Here is a 22,810-nt window from a genome sequence, read left to right as displayed (position 1 = left end):
GGCTCCCGCCGGATACGCGGTCCACAGTCCCGAAAACAGGCTTGCGTAGGGGTGCGGGAGCCTGAAACGGTCCGTGCGTGACCGTACTCCTGGGAGACAGGGACAGGTTCGCCGTCGAGCTCGGCGAAAAGGATCACGGGTTGCGTCGAGTGGACCTGTGGGCTGCCGGGCAGTGGCTGACCTGCGACGACAACATGGCCTTCGTTGCGCAGTTCCGGCACACGGTGCTGGCGACCGCTGACGGTCTGCGCTCCGGCAAGGGTTCGCCACTGCCGTGGTCCGACTTGCCCCCCGAGGTCAACCACCTGCGTCTCCTGGGTTCCGAGACGCCGGACGACTCCGACGCCGATCCCGGCAACCGCTACCGGGGACTGGAATGGGGTCCCACCACGGACAACCTGATCGGCTCGCTGTTCCGCAACCGGGACAGCCTGACACTCACCTTTCAGTTCTGGCGCGAGGAGCACCTGCTCACGCATCCCGCGCACGCCGGGCACGTCTTCGTCGTGGAAGTCCCGGTACCGGAGTTCGTGGAGATCCTGGACGGCCTTGTAGCCGCGTTGGACGACACCCAGCACGAGCCTCTCCCCACCGGCGACTGATCAGACCGGGCTGCCAGCCGTCACTTCTGCTGGGGGTTCGTTTTTCCACGCTCCGTGGGGTGCCGCCCGAAGTGGTGAACAACTGCTGTTCGTTCCGGTGGACGAAGCCGAGCCGCTCATGGCCGGGACGTCAACCCCTGTGCGCGGCCGGTGTCTCCGTCGGATTCCATGCTTTTCCACGGCCTCCGACCAGCGGATGACAGGCCAGCCCGGTCACCACCGAGACGAAGTGCCCGAAGTCCGTGAAGGTCGGACCGGCCACGAGCGGCCACCCGTACAGCAGGAGCAGGGCCGCCAGGTACCCGTACCGCCAGGGCGCCGCGATCCGGTACGTGAGGACCGCCATCACGCCCGCCAGCGCGTAACTCACCCCGAAGTCGAGTGTGTTCGCCGCCGAGTCCGGAGCCCGGCCGTCGCGGATCGCCAGCCCCAGCGCGCCCTGGCTGACGAGCGTGGCCAGCACGTGCGCGGCCACGCACACCAGCAGCCAGCGCAGGGTGCCGAGCCAGCGTTCCGCCTGCGCGTGGAAAAGGCTGTAGAGGGCGGCGTACGGCAGCCAGATCCCGCCGTCGATCCACATCGCGCTGGTCACCAGGACGCGCACGGGGTGCTGGGACAGCTCGTGGAGGTTGGTGGACCGCTGCCGCAGGAACTCGTCCTCGAACCGCGGCGACATGTGGTGCATGGCCACGGTGGTGACGAACAGGACCGCCAGCCAGACATACGTTCCGGGGGCGCCGCGGACGTACGTCCACACCCTGTTCAGGCCCCGGCGAATTCGCATGAGCCGATTCACGCACGCCGGTGGGGTCCGCCACGTGATCGACATCCCGCAACAGCCGGCGGTGGCAAGCTGGCCCTCGCTGGGAAGCGGCGCGCGGCCGGGGTTAGCCTTCCCCCGTGATCCGTGCCGCGACTCCCGCCGACATCCCCGTCATCCACGCCCTGATCCGCGAACTCGCCGAGTACGAGAAGGCCCCGCACGAGGCCAGGGCGACCCGGGAACAACTCCACGAGGCCCTCTTCGGCGAGCGGCCCGCCGCGTACGCCCACATCGCGGCCGACGACACGACCGGCGAGGCGGTCGGCTTCGCCCTCTGGTTCCTCAACTTCTCCAGCTGGCGCGGCGTCCACGGCATCTACCTCGAGGACCTCTACGTCCGCCCCACCGCTCGCGGCGGCGGCCACGGCAGGGCCCTCCTCGGCGAACTCGCCCGCGTCTGCGTGACCCGCGGCTACCAGCGCCTGGAGTGGTCCGTCCTGAACTGGAACACCCCGGCCATCGGCTTCTACGAGTCCCTCGGCGCACGCCCGCAGGACGAGTGGACGGTGTACCGGCTGACGGACGAGGCGCTGGAACGGCTGGGCAAGGGCTGATCAGTCCCGCGGGGCCAGCCGGCGGCCCAGCTCCAGGGGATCGGCCCGGCCGCCTGGTTCGGCGTACAGGGCCATCGCCAGCTCCGGGCGGGCGAGCAGCCCCTCCCCTGCCGGGTCCCCTTCGGCCCGCGCCGCGAGGCCGAGTCCGACCCAGGTGTCGGGGTCGCCGTCGCCCCGGACGATGCGGGCGCGGCAGGCGGCGAGCGCCTCGGCCGTCCGGCCCGTGACCAGGTCGACGTCCTCGGGCCGCGCCCCCTCCACCGTGGCGCCCGGCTCGTCGCGCAGGCCCTCGAAGCCCACCGGGTCGGCCAGCAGCCAGCGCAGGAGCACCGCACGCGTGTCGAAGCCGCGCGCCGGAGTGCCCGGGACGAGCGTCGGCCCGGCGGGTGCGGGGCCGGGTTCGGGCACGGCCGTCGCGCGGGCGCGGACCTCCTGTGGGTCGGGCCGCAGATGGTGGGCGCGCCAGGTCGCGCGGTGGTCAGCGGCCGCGAGGTCGGCCGCTGCCCGGACCCGGGCGTCCACGGGTTCCGCCAGCCAGGGTTCCAGTCGCCCGGACAGCTCGGCCACCAGCCGTCGGCCCAGGTCGGTGAGCCCGTCCGACGGGCCGATCGCGCGCAGCGCGTACGCCGTCTGGGAACGCCACAGCGCGAACTCGAACTGCCCGAGCGCGTGCGGGCGGCGCCGCCAGAACGCGGTGACTCCGAAGAAGGCGTACACACCCTGGAGCAGTCCGCCGAGCGGCCGGGGATCGTCGCGCCACGGGGCGTAGTGCGGCCCGGCCGTGTCCCGGTCGTCGTACAGCGTGAACAGGTGCATGAACGCGCTGAGTTTGTTGTGCTGGAACTCGTGCACCAGCGTCGACGCGAACTGCTCGGCGTCGTCCGGGAAGGACGCCAGCGCCGTGCCGAAGGCGTCGCCCGAGGAGGCGCTGTGCGGCCGGAACCGCTCGCTCCGCGGGCGGGGCACCAGCGACACCAGCCCGTCGGCGAGGGCCCGGGCCGCCTCGGGGTCGGTGCCGCGCAGGATCTCCCAGGCCTCGCCGAACAGCTCCTGCCATCCGGCGGCCGCGTCGAGGGGCTCGGCCGCGACCGGTTTCCGCAGGGCACGGTAGGGGTCGACGGCGTCCAGCAGCAGGGTGCATCCGTCGGCCCGCAGCTCCGTCAGCGGGTGCCAGTCCGGCCCCTCCAGCGGGCGCCCGGCGATCCGCACGCGTCCGGCGTCCGCGGAGACCTCGGCCACGCCCCACTTCCCCTGCCCGGCCAGCCGCATCGCCCCGAGCGAGGGCAGCACCGCCCACCCGTGCCGGACGGGGACGTGGGTGCGGAACCCAAGGCCTGCCCGGACGGCCGCCGCGGCCGCGAGCGCGTGGAGGTGGCCGGTGTCGGCCCACAGGGGCGCGGCGTCCTCGGCGCTCCCGCGCAGCCGGCGCAGCGTGTGCGCCGCCCACACGCCGACGGCCGGATAGGCGAGCAGGGCTTCCACCGCCTCCCGCGACTCCGCCCAGGCCCGGATCAGCAGCCGCCAGCCGTCGGCCGGCGCGGGCAGGGGGCCGGCCGGTGCCGTCGCGGCCGAGTCGAGCAGGGCCCGTACGACGAGCAGCCGCCAGCTGCGCTCGCTCGCGCGCAGGGCGCCCACCGTGGCCGGGCCCCCTCCACCACCCAGCAGTTCGTCGAAGGACTCCGGGGACAGGACGTGGGTGCGGGGCGTCTGGAACAAGGTGGGACCTACTCGCCGTATGCGTCACGCTGGGGCTGGTAGCCCCCGAGGCTGCTCGCGGGGTCGTCGATACGGGCGAGCAGACGCCGCATCGAGTCGCCGGCGGACCGGAGGTCCAGGGAGGGCCAGGCGTCCAACGGGATGTCGCTGAGGTCGATCAGTTCCGACTCGACTCCGGACTTCTCCATGGCGCCGTCCCCGTGACAGTGAAGGTGGTGATGCACATAATGCCGTGATTGCGGCTTGACAAACCACTTTGTGCGGTTTTCGGGCCACTTGAGTGAACCGTAGCGCACCACAGGCGTCACACAGGACCACACCGCTGAATCCCCCCGAATCGAGTGACGGCCGACCGGACCGGGTAGAAGCCCGGTTGTCGAACTCCCCGGACCGAACGAGGAGTTGCGCAGAAGGCTGCACAGAAGGGTGGGCCAGGCAGAGTGCCGGCGGCAGGCGGAGGGCGCGGACTGGATCCGCAGCGGGTGGCCGAGGTCATGGCGGGCTCACCCGGCGGCGGGGGTCCAGGACGGCGCGGTTCCGGATACCGGGTCGGGCCGCGGTGGGTGGTCACCGCCGCGCACGTCGTGCGGCACGCCGAGCCGGACGCCGTACGGGTACGGTTCGAGGCCGACCGGGCCGACGAGTGGACGGTGCCCGCCCAGGTCGTCCTCGCCGCGGAGAAGGCCGATGTGGCACTCCTGGAGATCGCGGGGCCGACGCCGTCCGAGGGCGTCCACGCCGCCGTCACCGAGCCGCCCGTGTACGGGGCCGTACCCGACGCGGACGTCGTGCTGCCGTGCAGCGCCGTGGGCTTTCCCCGGTTCAAGCTGCGCGAGGACCGGATGCGGCTGCTCGACGACGGTTCGCCCTCCCAGTACCGCGACTCGTGCCATGCGACCGGGATGACCTCCGTACTGTCCAACCGCCGCGAGGGAACCCTCGAACTCGCGGTCACTCCGCCCGAGTCGGACACCGAGCCGCACCGCTCGCCCTGGGAAGGCATGTCCGGTGCGGCCGTCTGGCACGACGGCACGTTCATCGGGCTCGTCGCCGCGCACCACCGCACGGACGGGCTGGGCCGCCTCGCCGCCGTCCGAGTGGACCGCTGGTACGAACTGCTGACCGGGCCCGAACTGGCTCTGCTGCGCCGGTGCGCCGGACTGCCCGGCTCGGCCTCCCAACTGGTCCGCTTCGACTCCCCGGAGACGGCCGCGTCGCGGCCGGTCGCCCCGGCCCGCCTCCCGGACCGCCTGCCCCTGCGCGAACTGAGCGGACTGGTCGACGCGTTGACCGCGCTCCCCACCGTGCGTGATCCCACCACCCTGGCGCTGCTGCTGAACAGCATCGACCCCATGGTCTCGGCGATGAGCCCCCGGTCACCGGCCCTGCGGCCGGATGTGTTCGGCATCCTCGGGACCTGCTTGCGATATCCCGGGACCATCGACCAATTACTGGAAGCGATACGGTTGTTGGAGGGCGACTCCGCCGGGGTGGCCCGCATGGACCAGGAGGCGGTGGAGTTGGCCCGGCGCCACCGCGAAGCCGATGAAGGGCGCTGACCTGATATGGCACGGCCGCGGGGGTGCGGGGTTTCATCCTCCGTGCCGCGGGCCATTATCAGGAGGATGTAGGCAGCCCACATCCAACATATAGCCGGGGGAAAGGGGTTTGGCCGTCATGGAGCCGTCTGTGGCCGCCGTCGAGTCCAACCTTGTCGATCTCGCGGGGGTGTCCCTTGAAACGCTGCGCTCCATGGACGGTCAGGATCTCGCCGCATCTCTGGAGGAGCTGCTGCAAAGGATCGATCAGCCCTTGGCCAGCGTCAATGGTTTCGGCGGCGGAGACGCGGAGCGTTTCGACTGACGACGCCGGGTTCGCCCATGCGCGCTGAGCCCTCCCTGCCCCATCATTTCCTGCCCCATGACAGCCTGACCGAACTGGCCTGCGGCGACGGCGGACCGGCCACCGTGGAGCGCCTCCTCGCGGCCGAACGAAGCCGCCGTCTGCTGCTGTTACGGATCCTCGACGACGCGACCCCCCTCGGCCCCGCCTGGGACCTCCTCAGCGAGGCTCAGCGGCGCTCCCCCTCCGTCGTCGACGACGTGCTGATGTACCCGCAGACGGGCATGTGGCTCGCCGGGACACTGCGTCGGCTGCGCAACGCGACACCGCCGGACGGGCCGCCGCTGTGGGTGGATATCGGCCACGTCTCCGCCCTCGCCGCCGCGGCCGCGCTGCTCGCGGGCCTGGACTTCACCATCGACGTACCCGTGCGGCACGGCCGGGTACCGCTGCCGACCCTGGGCTGTGCGACGGTTCCCGCGGCCGGGGCGTGGACGACGGCCACGGTGCGGGCCGAGTCCGGACGCGCCGTGGTCCAGACGGCCGGGGCCACGGTCGCCGTACCGCTCCCGCCGGGCACGCCGGGACCGGGGTGGCACGCGGTGCGCCGGCTCGCGGTCGGGCCGGCCGGGCAGCGGCTCGACGTGGTGCTGGACGACGTGGACCCGTACCGGACTTATCCGCAGCCCACCGAGCCCCGTCCGCTGTCCGACGAGGCCGCGGCGCAGTGGCGGCGAGTGCTGGAGCGGGCGTGGACCGTGCTGCTGCGCGAGCAGCCCGCGACGGCTGAGGCCATGCGGCGGGGCGTGTTCTCCCTCAGCCCCACCCCCGCAAGGGAAAGGTTTCGCCCGCGCAGCGTGACGACGGGGGACGCGTTCGGCGGCATCGAGGTCTCGGAACCGGACGACGCCGTTCAACTGGCCGTGACGCTCGTGCACGAGTTCCAGCACACCAAACTCGGCGGCCTGCTGCATCTGACGCCGCTCCTGGAGCGCGGACCGGACATCGGCAGGGAGCGGTGGTACGCGCCCTGGCGGGACGACCCCAGGCCGCTCCAGGGACTGCTCCAGGGGATCTACGCGTTCATGGGGATCACCCGCTTCTGGCACGGCCGCCGTCAGGGCGCTGGCGCCCACGACGCCATGGCCCACTTCGAGTTCGCGTTGTGGCGGGCCCATGTGACGACCGCGATGGACCAGATCCACGGCCACCCCCACTTCACCCCGCTCGGCGCGGCGCTGCTGGACACGCTGCGCGACCGCTGCGCGCAGTGGCTGGACGCGCCGGTCCCCGAGGAGCCGCTCGCCCTGGCCCGGCTGTGCGCAGCCGACCACGCCGCCCGCTGGCGGGCCCACCATCTGCGGCCCGCCGCACGGGCGGTGGACGAGACCGTCCGCGCATGGCTGGACGGGGCGAGCGTGCCGCCCGCCTCCCTGGCCGCCGAGCCCCACGTCGTGCCCGACCCCTCCGCACGCTGGCTGGACAGCCTTGCGATGCTCGTCCGCCACCGCCTCGGCGGCCCGGACGACGGCCGGCAGTCCCCCGAAGAACCCGAGAAGACCGCGGCCCGGGTCACCGGCGCCCTGACCGGCGACGCCCTGCTGGCCGCGGGCGACGCCACGGCCGCCCGGCACGCCTACGTGGCGCGGCTGACCGAGGAACCCGGACCGGCCGCGGCGGCCTGGGCCGGCTTGGGACTGGCGCTGGAACTCGGGGGCACGGACCTGGCAGCGGCACGGCTGCTGCGCCGCCACCCCGAACGAGCGACGGCCGTCCGGGCCGCCCTGTTCCGGGCCACGGGCACGCCCCCGGACCCGGTCCGGCTCGCCACCTGGCTCGGCGCGTCCCTGCCCGGCCCGGCGTGAGCACGGGGGCTCGGCCCCCGGAGTGACCGGGGGCTCGGCTCCCGACGCGGGCGCTCAGATCACAGCTGCAGCGGGTCGATGTCGCAGTTGGCCCGTACCCGGGAACGGGTCTGCTCGGTCGCGGGGTGCGGGGTGGCCTGGGAGGCACGCTGGCGTGGGGCGTCCAGGACCCGCTCCATGCGCTCCAGGGTGTCCGCGTGCAGTGCCTCGCCCCGCGTCTCCTCACCGACGGCGACGAGGTCGAGGGCGAGGTTGGCCGCGCACACCAGTGTGGTGGGGTGGTCCTCGCCCAGGCTCGCCCGGCACAGTGCCAGCGCCTTCTCGCCCTGTTCGCGGGCCTCGGCGGTCCGCCCCAGCGCGCTCAGGTCGCTCGCCAGGTTGATGGCACAGGCCAGCACGGTCGGATGGCTCTCCCCGAGGCGGTCGGTCAGCGACCGGAGCGCGGCCTCGTCCTGCTGCCTGGCCTCCTCCACCCGGCCCAGCAGTCGGAGCGTGACCGCCAGGTCGATGTCGGCCGCCAGCACGTGCGGATGGTCGGGCAGGAAGATCTTCCGGAACCGGTCGCACGCCTTCTCGCCGCGATCACGGGCCGCTTCCAGCTCGCCGTTGTGCCGCAGCGCCACCGACAGGGCGAGCGCGGCCATCAGGGCCTCCGGGTGCGTGTCCCCGTAGCGGCGGGTGAACTGGCTGAACGCGTCGCGCGCCAGCTCCAGCGCGGTGGCGGGGTCGCCCTCCTTGCGGCAGGCCTCGCTCAGCTGCCGGACGGCTTGCAGAGTCGACGGGTTGCCGGCTCCCAGGACGGCCTGGTAGCCGTCGACGACGGCCTGTTGCAGGGACCGCGCGCCGACGTAGTCACCGGTTTCGCGCACGTCGATGGAGATGCTCGCCTCGGTCATCAGCGACTGCGTGTGGTCGCGGCCGTACAGCCGCGCCTTCATCGCGTGCGTGTGCCGGTCGAGTTCCAGCGCGCGCTGGAAGTTGCCGACCATACGCAGGCTCACTCCGAGGTTGTGAGCGGTGACCAGGGTGGTCGGATCGTCCTCGCCGAAGGCCCGGCGGGCCCGCTCGTACGCCACCTCGTCCAGCTCGGCCCCAGCGGCGAAGTCGCCCTCGACGCGCCGCACCGCCGCTTCGAGGTTGATCGTCTCCAGGGCGTCCTCCCGGGTGTCCTCGCGGCCGGAGGGCGCCGTGCGGGCGTAGACGTCCTTGAGCTGGGCCACGAGCCGTGAGGCCTCGGCATGGCGGCCCACCTTCAGGTAGAGGAAGCACAGCCACCAGCCCATCAGGCGCGTCTGCTGGTCATCCTCGCCGTGCAGCCGCTGCCAGGTCTGCCAGGCCTGCTCGGAGAACTCGACGGCGACCGTGTGGTCACCCCAGTACCAGAGGTACCTGGCGACGTTCCGCACGAGCTCCCGCACCCACGGCTGGTCGGACTCGATGGCGTCCGACGCGATGACATGGCCGTACAGCTCGGCGTAGCGAGGCCAGTTGGCGGCCTGGTTCGGCCCCTTCGGGTCGGAGGCGGCCAGGAGAGTGTGGGCCCCACTGCGCATGCGGTTCTGTTCCTCGGGGGTCATGCGGTTGATCAGCACTGCCTGGACGAGGCGGTGCATCTCGATCGAGTTGGTCCGGTGGTCGATGCGTGCCAGCGAGTAGCGGTTGATCTCCCGTATGGCCCGGGCGAGGCGCATCGGGTCGTTGAGGGCACGGTCGAGTTCCGGGTCGATGCTGGAGCCGCCGAGGCCGGAGAAGATGGAGCGGGAGATGGGGTCGGGCGCGAAGTAGGAGCACAGCTGGAGCAGGCGCAGTGCGGTGAGGCTGCGCGTCTCCAGGTGGTCGAGGGAGACGTTCCACGCGGCCGCGACCGGAAGCTGGTAGTCCGGCGGCGGGGAGACCTCGAGGAGTTCGTTGCGCTTGTGCTCGAACAGGCGCAGGTATTCCGAGACGGGCATCCCGGTCTCCGCGCGCCAGGCGGCGGCCTGTTCCAGGGCGAGCGGGAGGTCGCCGAGGGCGTCGGCGAGGCGGTCCGCCTCGGCGTCGTCGAGGTCGTCCCCGGCGGGGCCGGAGCGGCGCAGCAGTTCCTTGCTCTCCGCCCGGGTGAAGACGTCGACCTCGAGGGAGTGGCCCACCACGCTCCAGCGGCGGTTGCGGGAGGTCACGAGGATGGTGCCGCTGCCGCCGGTGGGGAAGTAGTCGCGGACGCGTTCCGGACTGTCTGCGTTGTCGAAGATCAGCAGCCAGCGGGAGTACGGCCGCCCCTCGCGCAGTGCTTCGCGCACCGCGGGACCGGCGATGTTGGCCTCGGCGCTGGTGCCGAGGCCGAGCCGCTGGGCGAGCTCCACGAGGGCCTGGCCGATCTGGCCGGGGCGCTCGGCGGGAATCCACCAGACGATGTCGTACTCGGCCTGGTGCCGGTAGGCGTACTCGATGGCCAGCTGGGTCTTGCCGACGCCGCCCATGCCGTGGATGGCCTCGGGCAGCACGGTGGTCGTGCCTTCCTGAAGGCGTTCGCTCAGTCGTTCCAGAAGGTCCACGCGGCCGGTGAAGTTCGGGTTGCGCGGGGGGATGTTGCCCCAGATACGCGGCTGCGTCGAGCGCCCGCTCTCCACCGCGGGCTGCTGCTGCGTGGTGGCCATGGCAGTGGCTCCTTCTGAAGTTGTCTCGGGCCCCCTGGGGGCTCGGGGGGCGGGGTCCCGGCGCCCGGTGCGGGCGCCCGCGCGCTTGCGCAGGCTGAGGGTGTTACGCCGGTCGTACTCGCCGAGCGCCCGCGCGAGCCGCTCGGCGCGGGCCAGGAAACGCCCCGACAGGGCGCGCAGCGCGGTCAGTTCGACGCGCAGGAACGCCACGTTGCGCCGGGTCACGGGCGGCACCGCGGCCGTCTCGGACAGTTCGTCGGCGGACGGGAGCACCGGCTCGGCGCCGGCGGACGGGGCCGCGAGCAGCGCCCTCACGTCGTGCAGCACGCGTGCGGTGTCCCGGCGGCGGGACAGCGCCAATAACTCCTGGCGGATGTTCGGGCCGAAGGCGAAGGCCACTTCGGCCGCGCGCTCCGCCTCCCCGCCCGCGGGCCGCACCAGGCCGCTCATCAGCAGCTCGGTGAGATGGGCGGGTCCGGCGCCGGGCACCGAGGCGGTCAGCGCACTCATCACGGGCAGCGTCAGCGGGGCCGCCGCCAGACGGGTGGCCAGCGCGAACGCGGTGGGCGAGGCGGCGGCCCGGAACTCCGAGACGCGCTCCCACGGCGGCACGGCGCTGAAGGGGTCGGGCACGTCGTCGACCCACGGCACGGCACGCGCCGCGTCCGCGCGCCGTTTCCAGTCGCGGGCCCGGACTCCGGAGGTCTCGACCCAGTCGCCGGGGCGCCCGGACACCAGGTCGACCCAGGCACTGAGGGAACGCTCGGTCGGTTCCAGGACGGGCACGGGCACCACGCCGGCCCGCGCGGCCGCGTCGTCCGCGACCGGTTCGAGGGGGGAGGTGCGCAGCTGCCACTTCAGGGAGTGGTTCGGGGCCCAGGGGCGGGCGGCGCGCAGCCGCATGCGGTGCGGGTCCAGGCCGGTCCGGAACCAGAGGCGCTGCGGCAGCATGTGCAGCACCGCGAGCGGCTCGGCCCGGCCGAGCTCACGCAGCAGCGGTAAGACCGCGTCCGAGCGCCAGCCCGCGGCCAGACCGTCGGTCAGCACCAGCACCACCCGATGGCCGGTCTCGGCGGGCGGCAGGTGCTCCAGCCGGATACGGGCCGGCTCGGTGTCGTCCGAACTGAGCAGCCGTACCCGGGAGACGGGGCCCAGCCGCTCCTGGCGGGCGAGGTCGTCGGCCAGACGGCCGACCGTCTCGTCCCAGACGCGCATCGTCACATGGTCGTCGACGATGAGCAGGACCGCCGGCCGGTCCGCGGAGTCCGCGGGCGCAAGCCCGTTCAGGGCGTGCGGCAGCGAGTCGATCGACGTGTCGTCAAGTGCCGTTGCCGGTGCTGTTCGTGGGCCGTCGTCACACTGCATAAGCGCTCTCAGAGCGTCCGGTAGTGCCCGAGGACGAAGGAAGTACCGAGGAGTCCCGCAGTCCGCGGGCATGCGTGACATCCACGTGCCAAGCCTGGCAGTGGTCTGCGTGCGGTGCAAGACGGCAGGCCACAGGGGACGGGTGGAGAGGTAGGACAGTCGAACGGCGGGTGGTACGCGCCCCCCTGTGGTGTCGAGCACGCCTGACGGCCGGTGGGCCTGTCTCGGCACCAGCGTGGCACTCCGGGAAGTCGTGTGCAAGACCGTCCAGTTCCTGCCTGCGCGGGGCGGCCACGGGCCCGTCCCGGGGCGCGCCCCCGTCTGCGGGGCCATGGCGGACTACACCGGTCCCGGCGGGCTCGGCTTGTGCTCCGGATCGTCCAGCAGGATCGCCATGTGGCGGCCCACGTGCTGCTCCCAGCCGTCGGGGCCGAGAGCCAGCGCCTCCTTGCGCCACTTCCCCACGCGTTCCGCCAGACTGCCGAGCCCCCGGTCCTGCAGTATCTCGCCGATGGCGTCCCGGAACACAGGGTCCGAACAGTCGCTGCGGTGCCAGATCATCGCGGGCACACCGGCCCGCAGCCCGGCGAGGATCTCGCGGCGGCCGATGCCCGAGTCGTCGCCGGGAGGCCGGCTGAGCACCAGGCACACCGCGTGCCGGTCCTCCTTCAGCTCACGTTCCAGATGGAAGAAGTACGCGCCGTCCGCTCCGTCCTGCGCCGGAGTGCTCCAGTGCGAGTGGCTGTCCGCCGGGCGCTCCCGCAGCTGCCGCCACTTGGTGTGCCAGGGCCGGTGCCATGCGGCCCGCTGTAAGCGCTCGAGGCTGCGCACCACCACCGGATAGTCCAGGGCCAGCGGGGTCGGGGCCTCGGAATCGGACTCCTTCGACCACCACTCGACGGGCTCGTTGAGCAGCTCCCACGGCAGGACGAACTCCAGGATCACCGGCTGGCGCAGGTCGGCCCACCGCTCCTCGGCCTCCTCGATCAGCTGCTCCACCGCGCCCGGCAGTTCGTCGCGGTGCAGGTGCTCGGTCTCGCCCCGCACGGGGTGCCAGCCCTCGGAGTCGGACTGGCGCCAGTGCGACAGGTAGTAGCGGCCGGTCTCGATCCGGTCCGGCTCGAACTGGATCATCAGATACGCGGGCACGAGGGACGGTGCGGGCTGCGGGAACTCCGAGTGCTGCCAGTCCGCCAGCGGGCTCTCCAGGTGCAGGGCACCGGCCTGGACGCGGTTGAAGCGGCGCAGCTGTTCGGCGGCGTCCGCCCGGCCGTCCTCCACCAGCCGGTCGGCCGACAGCGCGAGGAAGGCCATGCTGGGCGGCAGGTCGCCGGGCTGGGCGTTCTGGCCCGCCAGACGGAGGAAGACCTGCCACGCCGTCTGGCACCACGGGGGCAGTTCCTGCACCCGGGAGCGGCTCGCCCGGCGCGCCATGGCCGACAGCTCCGAGTGCCTCATGGAGAGCAGGACGGGCCGCAGGTCGCGCAGGTCGGCGTTGGCGAAGAAGTCGACGGCCTCCCACTCGTCCACGAGCGGCCACAGCTCGGCCACGCTCGCGGACTGCTGTTCCACGTACTCCAGCGTCCGCACCAGGCAGGCCAGGCCGTCGCCGACCGCGATGCACTCCTTGACCACCTGCAGCAGCCAGGGCCGCAGCCGGTCTCCCCCGAACGGTTCCACGGGTAACCCGAGCTCGTCGGCGAGCATCTGCCGCCACAGCTCCCGGCTGCTCGGATGGTTCACCGTGGCCGAGCCCTGGAGGGCGTCCACGATGGAGACGACCAGCTCGTTGCGGACCCGTTCCGGACTACGCCCTCTCAACCCCGTTACCTCCAGACAAGCCGGCGCGGATCCCTGATGGTGCCGACCAGCCTAAGGCCGCGGAGCGGGGCACGGCAGAGGAACGTCACCCTCTGCTGTCGGAGCCCCCCGTTTCGGCAGCTACGGGGCGGTGGGTGCTCAGGCGGACGGCGAGGCCGAGGAGGCTTCGAGATGAAGAGCGGGCTCGGTGGGCCTGTCCTGCGGCCACGCGCTGGGAGGCTCCAGGATGTTTACTGGGAACAATGGGGTTGGTGCTCATCTGGAGGTGCCATGCCCACCACCGCAGTGATCGTCACCCGGGCCGCCATCGGAGCTTTCACCATTGCCATCACATTGGCGGCGTGCGTCGATGATGGAGGGGACCGTGGAGCCCGCCCGGCATACGGTGACTGCGAGGTGACCGGCAACTACGGACAGTTCAAGCTCACTCCTGCGTCGGCCGGTGCGCTGACGGTCAAAGTGAGCCTGCCGGCGCCCGGCTGGTGGAATGGCTCATCGCCTGACTCGATCCGGGACGGATACGAGTACTGCATGGCAGCCAATATCGCCTACCGTGCCGGGCTCGACCGGGTCGAGGTGAAGGACGCGCCTTTCGCCGAGATCGTGTCCGGTAAGACGAAAGACTTCGACCTGGCGCTGTCGGAAATCACGATCAACCGTCAGCGCGAGAAGGTGGCCGACTTTTCCCCGCCCTACCTTTCTGCCAACCAGGGGGTGCTTACGAAGAGCGGTGCGACCGTCAACGCCCGCAGTATGCATCACATTCGCATCGGAGTCCGCGCTGGAACAACGGGTGAGGAGTTCGTCGAGAGCCGGTTGAAGCCGGACGGACCGGTGACGGCGTTTCGCACTCCCCCTGACATGCTCTCGGCGCTGGCTCACGGGCGCGTGGACGCGGTCGTGCACGACACGACGATCTTGCTGGCGTTTGCCCAGGAGTCGAGGGGCACAATGAAGGTCGTCGGCCAGTACCGGACCGGCGAGCACTATGGTGCCCTCTATCCGAAGGGATCCCCGAACAAAGCGCCGATGGATCGGATCATCCGGCAACTGATCAATGACGGGACCCTCGCCAAGCTCTCGGCCACCTATCTGGGAAAGGCCTATGGCCGTGATCCGGCCGAGATTCCGTACTTTCCGGTCGATCCAGCACTTGGATGACCGAGTCCGACGGTCCTGCTGCGCTCCGGCGTTTGATGTACGCCGAATCGCGCTGGTGGACAACGGAAACGGAAAAGGTGACAACAGCGGTCACGGTTCCATGTCGCTCCACAGATCCAGCAGGCTTTCCTGAGATTTCCCTGCGGCATCGTCTCCCGTCTCGTCGATGGCTTGCTCGGTCCAGATGATCTTGCCTCGATCCGTGTATCGCGTACCCCACCGCCTGGAGAACTGAGCCACCAGGAAAAGACCGCGGCCTCCCTCGTCGGTCAGAGTCGCCCGACGCAGGTGAGGCGAGGTGCTGCTGCTGTCGGTGACCTCGCAGACCAGGTTCTTACGATCACGCAGCAGTCTCAGCCGGATGGGAGCGGCGCCGTAGCGGATGGCATTGGTGACCAGCTCGCTGACGATCAGTTCCGTTGAGAACGAGATGTCACCGAGGCCCCAGGTGTCCAGCTTGCGGGTCACCTCCGCGCGGATGCCGGGGACTGCGGCGGGGTCATCCGGGACCTCCCAGTTCTCGACCTGTTCCTGGTTCAGTCGGCGGGTTCGGGCGACCAGCAGGGCGACGTCGTCGACGGGCCGGGCAGGGAGCATGGCATCGATCACCCGCTGGCAGGTGTCCTCCGGACTGTCGTCCGGGTGGGCGGCCGCCAGGGTGTCCCGCAGCAGGTCGAGGCCTGCGTCGATGTCACGGGTGCGGTTCTCGACGAGGCCGTCGGTGTACAGGACCAGTCGGCTGCCCTCGGGAAGTTGCAGTTCGGCGGATTCGACGGGCATGGCGCCGCCTACACCGAGGGGCGGGGAGACAGGGACCTCGGGGAAGGTCACGGAGCCGTCGGCGGACACGAGAACCGGCCCCGGATGGCCCGCCCTGGCCACCACGCAGGACCCGGAGACCGGGTCGTAGATGGCGTACAGGCAGGTGGCACCCGTAATGGCCTCGGACTCACCCTCGGCGGCCGCGTCCTGGTCGACACGGGTGACGAGATCGTCGAGGAGTCCGAGGATTTCATCGGCAGGCAGGTCGAGCGCGGAGAAGTTGTGCACCGCGGTGCGCAGGCGACCCATGGTGGCGGCGGCGTGCAAGCCGTGGCCGACGACGTCGCCGACCACCAGGGCCACCCGGGCTCCGGGCAGTGGGATGACGTCGAACCAGTCCCCTCCCACGCCGGCCTCCGCGGGCAGGTAGCGGTGGCCCACATCCAGGGCGGACGGCTCAGGCAGTCTGCCGGGCAGCAGGCTGCGCTGGAGGGTGACGGCCGTGGTGTGCTCCCGGGTGTAGCGGCGCGCGTTGTCGATGCAGACTGCCGCCCGTGCGGCCAGTTCCTCGGCGGACGTCAGGTCGTCCTGTTCGAACGGGCCATGCTCGGAGCGCCAGAACTCGGCCATGCCCAGCACCACGCCGCGGGCCTGCAGGGGCACCGAGAGCAGGGAGTGGATGCCGTAGTCCAGCACTCTCCGGGAGCTTGCCGGGTCTTGGGAGCGCCAGCCGTCGGAGGCGGCGAGGTCCGGCACCAGAACCGGCTGGCCGCTGGCCACGGTGGACACCACGGGGTTGTCGGCAACGAAACGGATCAGCTTCCCGACCGGGTAGAGGGGCTGGTCGTCCCGGATACCAGCGGCCGCGGTCCGGCGCATCTCGGTGCTCGCCGCGTTCGGCTCTCCACCGCTGAGGACCGGTTCCAACAGCTCGACGGTGACGAAGTCGGCGAACCCCGGCACGGCCACCTCAGCCAGTTCCTGGGCCGTGCGGGCCACGTCGAGTGTGGTGCCGATCCTGATGCTGGCCTCGTAGAGAAGTTGCAGACGTCCGCGCGCCAAGTCGGCCCGGTCGGCAAGCGCGCGCAGCTCGGTGGTGTCCCGCAAGGTCGCCACGCTGCCCTGCGAACCTCCCTTGCGACCCACCGTCCGCAGGTTGACGGCCAGCAACCGATCCCCGGCCTGACACACCTCATCGGTTGCCGTTCGCCCCGACACCAGCAGCGAGGCCATGGTCGGGCTCAGGCCGAGGTCGGTGGCCCGGTGCCCCTCGACGTCCTCGGGCAGATCCAGCAGCCACCGCGCCTCGTCGTTGGCGAGCAGCAGCCGCCCGTTCCCGTCAACGATCAGTACACCCTCGCGGACCGAATGGAGCACCGCGTCATGGTGCTCGTACATGCGGGTCATCTCCACCGGGCCCAGGCCGTGGGTCTGGCGCCGTAGCCGCCCGCTCACCAGCGCGGATCCCCCGGCGGCCAGGAGGAGGGCGATGCCGGACGAGCCGAAGAGCACCGGCAGCTGGTGGTTCACCGTGCTGCTCACCCGCTTCACCGTGACCCCCACGGTGACCAGGCCGGCCACCGAGCCCTTGCCGTCGAAGACAGCAACGGTGGAGTCAACGGCTCGCCCCAGGCTGCTGTCGAAGGTCGTCTGGTAGGGCTCGCCGGTCAGCGCCTTGTCGAAAGAGGCGCTGACGTGCTTCCCGATGAATCTCGGGTCGGGGTGTGTCCATCGGAAGCCGTAGGGGCTCAGCGCGACGATGTAGTCCACCCCTGACCGCTTCCGGGCCCGCTCAGCGGGTGGCTGCAGCGCCGCCGTCGGATTCGGGCTCGTCATCGCGTTCACGATGCCCGGGGAGTTGGCCCACGCCTCAGCGACAGAGAGTGACCGGCCACGCGCCTCGGCGGTCGCCTGACGCCGGTCCTGCAGCAGGAGTGTCACCAGCGCCCCCGCGACCAGCAGCACCACGAGCACCAGCTGCAGCAGGAAGACCTGGCCTGCAACGGTTCGCGGATTCAACGATGAGCGCAGCCGCCCCCCTGTCCGCGGAAATGATCCAGGAATACCCATATGCGCATTATGGATCGCATGGCAGACCGTGCTGGAGTGCAATCCGGCGAGTAACCGCGCCGTTCGGTCTCGTCGGCCACGAGTCGGCTCGTCGGCGTGCATCCCCGACCTTCTCCGTAATCAGGCCCCGCGAGCAAGGCACTGCTGACCGTCACTGCTGGTCGGCCTGCGCCTGCCGTGGGTCAGTTGCGTCGGTGCGGGTGTGAGTGGTCAGGCCGGTGAGGAGGTGTTCCACCGATGGCAATGAACGACAGCCCGGCCCTCCCGGCTGAGGAGAACGGACCGGGGCACCCTGCCCCTACGGGGTGGCGTACGACGTCACCGATGCCGTGGCCGTCATCGAGCTGCGAGGACCCGCCCCAGGCAATGCGCTCGACGCGCACATGCGCAGCGCACTCCTCATGGCGGCGCGACGCCTCACCACGGACACCGCACGCGGTGGGGTACGGGCAGCCCTGATCACGGGGCGCGGCAAGCACTTCTGCGTCGCCCAGGATCTCAAGGAACACGCCGGAATGTCGTCGACCTGGAGGAGCAGCGCGTGTTCGGTTGGGCGGTGGTTGATCCGGACGGCCGGTTCGGCGACCCGACCCCGAACCCTGCGACGCCGATGGCCACATGGCGCTTCGAGCTCGAGCCGGAGGGGACCGGAACCAGGCTGCGGCAGTTCGCCCGGATCGGGCCGGGGCGCTCCGGTCTCAGCCAGGCAATCGAGCGCATGCCGGAGCGCGAGGAGGCAATTCTGACCTCCCGGCTTGCGGAGCTAGGCACCAACATGGAAGCCACCCTGCGCGGCTTCAAGGCGCTCGCCGAACGAGCCGACCACTGAGGTTGCCGTCAGCGGTGACGTCACGCCGGGGCCGGGATCCGCCCGGTGCCGGTGATGAAGCCGTTGCGGGGACGCTCCGGCGCCGCATCTCGGGTGGAGTCGGTGCGCTGCGTGGGGCGTTCCCGCACGAGGCCGGCCTCCTTGAGGCGGGCCAGTGCGAGGTCGAGGCAGCGGTCGGCGCGGTCGCCTTCGGCGAGACGGTCTCGGTAGTCGGCCGGCACGCTGGGTGGTGGAAGCCGGGGTCGTCCAGCTCCATGGCCGTGGCGTACTTGAAGTCGATGCGGCAGCGGACCGCCTCGGCGGCCTGCCGCTCCGACAGGCCGAGCAGGAACTGCAGGACACGGACGGCAGCCAGTTGAGCAGGCGAGAGACCCGGATCCCTGTCACGCGGGTACCAGTCGGCGAAGTCCTCGTCACGCCACAGTCCGTCCGGCTGGTCGCGCACTCATATCGCCGTCGTGCCACCCGGGTTACTCGCCCGCGCGACCACGGTCAGAGGCGGGACGTGCTCACCGGAACGCGGGCGCAGGGACAACGGGCACCTCGACGACTGCATTGGTGTCGGAACTACCCGAGCATGCCTGTTGACCATGCTGCCGCACCCCGAAACTCCAAGATCCCCGACAGAGTCAAGCTAAGCCATCGGGGCACAGCGTACAGCGGCTCCACTGACCCGGATGCGCGCATCACCCTCGGTGAACCGCACCTCGATGATGCTGGGGCGGCCCATGTCTTCCCCCTGGAGGAGCACCAGTTCGGCCGAAGGGCCGACCTGTCCAAGGTCGCGGAGGTATGCGCCGAAGGCGGCAGCCGCGGCGCCTGTGGCGGGGTCCTCGATGACACCGCCGATCGGGAACGGGTCCCGTACATGGAAGGTGTGGGTCCCCGGCTCACGCCACACCAGGTGCACTGTAGCCAGGTTCAGGGAGCGGCTCAGGGCACCCAGCCGATCGAAGTCGTAGGCGAGGTCGGCGAGCCGGGTACGGCGGGCCGCCGCGAGCACCAGGTGGCGTGCACCGGCGTAGGCGATCCTCGGCGGCAGCGCCGGGTCCAGCTCGCCGGCCTCCCAGCCGAGTGCGGCAAGCGCTTCGCCGAGGTCCACGTCCGTCACCGGGTCCACGCTCGGTTCGACGCTGGTCAGCGTCGCCCGCGCCGCACCTGTCGCGTCCACGGTGGTGATGACCGGCACGGTTCCGGACTTGGTGACGAAGTGCAGCTCGCCGGGGCCCGCCTGCTCGGTCAGTGCCACGGCGGCGGCCACGGTCGCGTGACCGCAGAAGGGGATCTCGGTCAACGGACTGAAGTACCGCACGTCATAGGTCCGGCCGACCCCGCCGGTCAGGAACGCGGTCTCCGAATAGCCGACGTCGGCCGCGATACGGAGCATGTCGACATCATCGAGCCCGGTAGCGTCGAGTACGACACCGGCAGGGTTGCCCCCGGCCGGATCGGTGGTGAAAGCGGCGTAACGCAGAACATCTACACCGGTCGCTGGGGTCATGTTGACCTTCCCTTATGACGGACGGAAACGTGAAACCACGGTCGAGCAGACCGCTCACTTTGCGGCCTGTCAGTGGCAACTGGCACAGGGCCAGGGCAGGTGAGAGAAGTCTTTGCACCCGGTGAGGCCGCACACCATGGCCAATCGCGAGAGACTGGCCTGCCGCAGAGGTCTGCCTGGAGTCGGAGGAGACGCAACATGCGTAAGGAGTAGGGATTGAGTCATGGCACGACCCTCCCTTTACCCGCTTGGGCTGCGCCGTCGCGCGGTGCACATGGTCGCCGAGGTCCGCGGCGACTACCCGAACGAGACAGCCGCCTTGCAGGCGGTCGCGGACAAGCTCGACATCGGTTCCGCGAGACGCTGCGGAACTGGGTGAAGCAGAACGACATCGACGCGGGCCAGCAGCCGGGGACGACGACGGAGGAGTCCGCCCAGATCAAGGCACTGAAGAAGGAGGACGCCGAACTCAAGCGGGCCAACGAGATCCTGAAGGCCGCGGCGATCTTCTTTGCGGCCGAGCTCGACCGGCCGCGCACACGCTCGTAGCTTCATCGACGAGCACCGCACCTGTTCGGCGGCGTCGAGCCGATCTGCAGGACGCTCACCGAGCACGACTGCAAGATCGCCCCATCCACGTACTACGCCCACAAGAAACGCCTCGAAACTCCCTCCGCCCGTTCCGTGCGCGACGAGGAGCTCAAAGAACGGATCCAGGCGCTCTAAACGCAATGCTGGGACTCTGTTGGTGATGCTGTCCGGGCGCTGACGGCGGGGCCGTCGGATGGTTCGCTGGACGAAGATCTGGCGCGAGCTGAAGCGGCAGGGCCACGAAAATGCCCGCTGCACCGTCGAGCGCCTACTCATGCGCGAGCTCGGCATCCAGGGCGCGGTGCGCGGCAAGCGCGTCATCACCACGATCCCCGGCGGGCAGGCCGAGCGGGCCCCCGATCTCGTCGATCGGTGACGATGAACGTCCAGGCCCATGTGAGCGACGACACGCGACGGGAGATGGGTCACATGGAGAGGTAGATCACAGAGCCCCCTGTCGGATTCGAACCGACGACCTTCGCTTTACAAGAGCGGCGCTCTGACCAGCTGAGCTAAGGAGGCCTGCACGTGGTGTGCCCGTGCAGTGTACCCAGGTCCCAGGGGCCCCGGTCGAAAGTTTCCGCGAAGTTCACAGGGCGGGGGGTACTGACAGACGAGGTGAACGCCAGGTACCGTCCTGATCCAGTTCACTCTCGTGGACTACGCCACGCCGGGTTCGCCCGTCGTGGCCCGCCACCTTCCACAACGGATCGTCCGGCACGTTCCTGCCGGTAGAAGGGGTCCATTCATCATGGCCACTGTCTCGTTCGACAAGGCGACCCGCCTTTACCCGGGTTCCACCAAGCCCGCCGTTGACGCTCTCGACATCGAGATCGAGGACGGGGAGTTCCTCGTCCTGGTCGGCCCGTCCGGCTGCGGCAAGTCCACCTCGCTCCGGATGCTCGCGGGGCTCGAGGACGTGAACGGCGGAGCCATCCGCATCGGCGACCGCGACGTCACCCACCTGCCGCCCAAGGACCGGGACATCGCCATGGTGTTCCAGAACTACGCGCTCTACCCGCACATGACGGTCGCCGACAACATGGGCTTCGCGCTCAAGATCGCCGGCGTCAACAAGGCGGAGATCCGGCAGAAGGTCGAGGAGGCCGCGAAGATCCTCGACCTCACCGAGTACCTCGACCGCAAGCCGAAGGCGCTCTCCGGCGGTCAGCGCCAGCGTGTCGCCATGGGCCGCGCCATCGTGCGTGAGCCGCAGGTGTTCCTCATGGACGAGCCGCTGTCCAACCTGGACGCCAAGCTCCGTGTGTCCACGCGTACGCAGATCGCCTCGCTCCAGCGCCGCCTCGGCATCACCACCGTCTACGTCACCCACGACCAGGTCGAGGCCATGACGATGGGCGACCGCGTGGCCGTGCTGAAGGACGGTCTGCTGCAGCAGGTGGACTCGCCGCGCAACATGTACGACCGCCCGGCGAACCTCTTCGTGGCCGGCTTCATCGGCTCCCCGGCGATGAACCTGGTCGAGGTCCCGATCACCGACGGCGGTGTGACGTTCGGCAACAGCGTGGTGCCGGTCAGCCGTGACGCGCTGAAGGCCGCCGCCGACAGGGGCGACCGCAGCGTCACCGTCGGCGTCCGTCCCGAGCACTTCGACGTGGTCGAGCACAACGGCGCCGCCGCCTCCGCCCTGTCGAAGAACACCGAGAACGCGCCGGCCGGTCTCGCGGTCTCCGTGAACGTCGTCGAGGAGCTCGGCGCCGACGGTTACGTCTACGGCACCGCCGAGGTCGGCGGCGACACCAAGGACCTCGTCGTCCGCGTGAACGGCCGCCAGGTGCCGGAGAAGGGCTCCCGGCTGCACGTCGTGCCGCGGCCGGGCGAGATCCACGTGTTCTCGACCTCCACGGGCGAGCGTCTCTCCGACTGACGCCCGCTGACGCCGACTGACGCGAAGAAGTGCCCCGCAGCCTGTGCGGGGCACTTCTCGTTGTCGACCGTCGTAGTGCGACACAGGCCCTCGTGGACCCTCGTGGACCGATGTCGACAAATACCCCGGCAGACCGGTCATTTCGAGCATGTGCGTCAACGCCCTACCCAAAAAGCAGCACTACTACATCCCCCGAACCGGTGACTAAATGTCGCCAAATCATTACCCCGCGCTACCCTCACACGCGTGAAGCACTCCACTAACCAACAGACGCAACGCGGCCGGGGCCCCGCCCGCCGGATCGGCCGCACGCTCGCCCTCGTCCTGCCCGTCGTCCTGGTGCTTTCCGGGACCCTCGCGGTCACCCGAGTCAGCTGGTCGGGCAGCCCCTCCACCTCGGTCCTCACGGCATCCGACGTCTCGGCGGCCGGTACCTCCTCCCGCACGTCCTCCCGCGCGCCGGAGGACGTGCTGCGCGACCAGCTTCTGACCGAGCTCCAGGAGAAGAACCCGGGCGTCGCGCTGACGCACCTCCAGCAGGCCGTCAACGGCAGCCCGTCGCTGGCCGAGCACTGCGTCTCCATCGCCCGCGCCCTCGGCCGCGCCGCGGTGCGGGTGTACGGCCCCTCGCGCGCCCAGTCGTACGCCCGCCCCGTCTGCGACACGTCCTTCGCCGCGGGCGTCGCGGCCACGCGCAGCTGACCGGCCCGGGCCCCGACACTCGGGACGGAGAACGCCTGATTAAGGAACGGTTGCCGGAAGAAGCCGCGAGCGGGGCGCCGCG

General features: G+C 70.8%; 18 protein-coding genes, 1 tRNA gene and 3 pseudogenes. 12 read left to right on the top strand and 10 right to left on the bottom strand.

Going from position 1 to position 22,810, the window contains the following annotated elements; translation table 11 throughout:
- The first annotated feature begins 77 nt into the window (after positions 1-77).
- Entirely contained in the window at positions 78-602 is a 525-nt protein-coding gene (locus ACZ562_RS16945) for a hypothetical protein (protein ID WP_471179182.1), read from the top strand.
- A 130-nt stretch (positions 603-732) separates the two neighbouring features.
- Here the strand turns inward: ACZ562_RS16945 and ACZ562_RS16940 are convergent, their stop codons facing one another.
- Positions 733-1,386, bottom strand: coding sequence for a rhomboid-like protein (locus ACZ562_RS16940; RefSeq protein WP_471179179.1), 654 nt, complete (start codon positions 1,384-1,386; stop codon positions 733-735).
- Positions 1,387-1,502: 116 nt separating this feature from the next.
- Between ACZ562_RS16940 and ACZ562_RS16935 the strand changes: the two genes are divergently transcribed.
- Positions 1,503-1,979: a GNAT family N-acetyltransferase gene (locus tag ACZ562_RS16935; RefSeq protein ID WP_471179177.1), complete on the top strand. Its 477-nt coding sequence runs from the start codon at positions 1,503-1,505 to the stop codon at positions 1,977-1,979.
- On the opposite strand, the gene ACZ562_RS16930 is transcribed toward ACZ562_RS16935, so the two are convergent.
- Together ACZ562_RS16930 and ACZ562_RS16925 are read right to left on the bottom strand one after the other, a co-directional pair.
- A complete protein-coding gene (locus ACZ562_RS16930) occupies positions 1,980-3,695 on the bottom strand; it encodes an HEXXH motif domain-containing protein (RefSeq protein ID WP_471179174.1) in 1,716 nt (571 codons plus the stop codon).
- An 8-nt stretch (positions 3,696-3,703) separates the two neighbouring features.
- Positions 3,704-3,883 (bottom strand): hypothetical protein, encoded by a 180-nt coding sequence (locus ACZ562_RS16925; protein ID WP_471179172.1) that lies wholly within the window; start codon positions 3,881-3,883, stop codon positions 3,704-3,706.
- A gap of 306 nt (positions 3,884-4,189) precedes the next feature.
- On the opposite strand from ACZ562_RS16925, the gene ACZ562_RS16920 reads away from it, so the two are divergent.
- The 3 genes from ACZ562_RS16920 to ACZ562_RS16910 all read left to right on the top strand — a co-directional run bounded on the left by ACZ562_RS16920 (position 4,190) and on the right by ACZ562_RS16910 (position 7,402).
- Positions 4,190-5,254 carry an effector-associated domain 2-containing protein gene (locus ACZ562_RS16920; protein ID WP_471179169.1) on the top strand — a complete coding sequence of 355 codons (1,065 nt, stop codon included), beginning with the start codon at positions 4,190-4,192 and terminating at the stop codon, positions 5,252-5,254.
- Positions 5,255-5,384: 130 nt separating this feature from the next.
- Positions 5,385-5,558 carry a hypothetical protein gene (locus ACZ562_RS16915; RefSeq protein WP_471179167.1) on the top strand — a complete coding sequence of 58 codons (174 nt, stop codon included), beginning with the start codon at positions 5,385-5,387 and terminating at the stop codon, positions 5,556-5,558.
- Between the two features lie 17 nt (positions 5,559-5,575).
- Positions 5,576-7,402 carry an HEXXH motif domain-containing protein gene (locus tag ACZ562_RS16910; RefSeq protein WP_471179164.1) on the top strand — a complete coding sequence of 609 codons (1,827 nt, stop codon included), beginning with the start codon at positions 5,576-5,578 and terminating at the stop codon, positions 7,400-7,402.
- A 59-nt stretch (positions 7,403-7,461) separates the two neighbouring features.
- Here ACZ562_RS16910 and fxsT read toward each other — a convergent pair whose 3' ends face one another.
- Both fxsT and ACZ562_RS16900 read right to left on the bottom strand, forming a co-directional pair.
- Entirely contained in the window at positions 7,462-11,403 is a 3,942-nt protein-coding gene (fxsT, locus tag ACZ562_RS16905) for an FxSxx-COOH system tetratricopeptide repeat protein (protein WP_471179161.1), read from the bottom strand.
- Positions 11,404-11,742: 339 nt separating this feature from the next.
- Positions 11,743-13,224: a VMAP-C domain-containing protein gene (locus tag ACZ562_RS16900; protein WP_471179159.1), complete on the bottom strand. Its 1,482-nt coding sequence runs from the start codon at positions 13,222-13,224 to the stop codon at positions 11,743-11,745.
- Positions 13,225-13,494: 270 nt separating this feature from the next.
- Between ACZ562_RS16900 and ACZ562_RS16895 the strand changes: the two genes are divergently transcribed.
- Complete coding sequence (locus ACZ562_RS16895; RefSeq protein WP_471179156.1) at positions 13,495-14,385, top strand: ABC transporter substrate-binding protein; 891 nt, start codon at positions 13,495-13,497, stop codon at positions 14,383-14,385.
- Between the two features lie 90 nt (positions 14,386-14,475).
- On the opposite strand, the gene ACZ562_RS16890 is transcribed toward ACZ562_RS16895, so the two are convergent.
- Positions 14,476-17,217 (bottom strand): SpoIIE family protein phosphatase, encoded by a 2,742-nt coding sequence (locus ACZ562_RS16890; RefSeq protein WP_471179154.1) that lies wholly within the window; start codon positions 17,215-17,217, stop codon positions 14,476-14,478.
- Between the two features lie 305 nt (positions 17,218-17,522).
- On the opposite strand from ACZ562_RS16890, the pseudogene ACZ562_RS16885 reads away from it, so the two are divergent.
- A pseudogene (locus ACZ562_RS16885) lies at positions 17,523-17,723 on the top strand (enoyl-CoA hydratase-related protein); the annotation flags it as partial.
- Between the two features lie 35 nt (positions 17,724-17,758).
- Positions 17,759-18,046, top strand: coding sequence for a hypothetical protein (locus ACZ562_RS16880; protein WP_471179650.1), 288 nt, complete (start codon positions 17,759-17,761; stop codon positions 18,044-18,046).
- Between the two features lie 20 nt (positions 18,047-18,066).
- On the opposite strand, the gene ACZ562_RS16875 is transcribed toward ACZ562_RS16880, so the two are convergent.
- The 3 genes and pseudogenes from ACZ562_RS16875 to ACZ562_RS16865 form a co-directional block, all read right to left on the bottom strand.
- Complete coding sequence (locus ACZ562_RS16875; protein WP_471179647.1) at positions 18,067-18,267, bottom strand: hypothetical protein; 201 nt, start codon at positions 18,265-18,267, stop codon at positions 18,067-18,069.
- A gap of 68 nt (positions 18,268-18,335) precedes the next feature.
- Positions 18,336-18,491: pseudogene (locus ACZ562_RS16870) on the bottom strand (hypothetical protein); the annotation flags it as partial.
- A gap of 189 nt (positions 18,492-18,680) precedes the next feature.
- Positions 18,681-19,547, bottom strand: a complete 867-nt coding sequence (locus ACZ562_RS16865) for a PhzF family phenazine biosynthesis protein (protein WP_471179151.1) — start codon at positions 19,545-19,547, stop codon at positions 18,681-18,683.
- A 223-nt stretch (positions 19,548-19,770) separates the two neighbouring features.
- On the opposite strand from ACZ562_RS16865, the pseudogene ACZ562_RS16860 reads away from it, so the two are divergent.
- Positions 19,771-20,192: pseudogene (locus ACZ562_RS16860) on the top strand (IS3-like element ISMyma3 family transposase); the annotation flags it as partial.
- 139 nt (positions 20,193-20,331) lie between these two features.
- Positions 20,332-20,514: an IS3 family transposase gene (locus tag ACZ562_RS16855; protein ID WP_471179149.1), complete on the top strand. Its 183-nt coding sequence runs from the start codon at positions 20,332-20,334 to the stop codon at positions 20,512-20,514.
- 72 nt (positions 20,515-20,586) lie between these two features.
- Here ACZ562_RS16855 and ACZ562_RS16850 read toward each other — a convergent pair.
- Positions 20,587-20,660 (bottom strand) — tRNA-Thr (locus ACZ562_RS16850).
- Between the two features lie 229 nt (positions 20,661-20,889).
- Here ACZ562_RS16850 and ACZ562_RS16845 point away from each other — a divergent pair.
- Together ACZ562_RS16845 and ACZ562_RS16840 are read left to right on the top strand one after the other, a co-directional pair.
- A complete protein-coding gene (locus ACZ562_RS16845; protein ID WP_471179146.1) occupies positions 20,890-22,026 on the top strand; it encodes an ABC transporter ATP-binding protein in 1,137 nt (378 codons plus the stop codon).
- A gap of 246 nt (positions 22,027-22,272) precedes the next feature.
- Positions 22,273-22,728 (top strand): hypothetical protein, encoded by a 456-nt coding sequence (locus ACZ562_RS16840; protein ID WP_471179144.1) that lies wholly within the window; start codon positions 22,273-22,275, stop codon positions 22,726-22,728.
- The last annotated feature ends 82 nt before the right edge of the window (positions 22,729-22,810 follow it).

The sequence above is a fragment of the Streptomyces sp. NPDC040410 genome, assembly GCF_055595715.1.
Note: the sequence above shows the minus strand (reverse complement) of the source record. Positions and strands in the feature narration are given on the sequence as shown.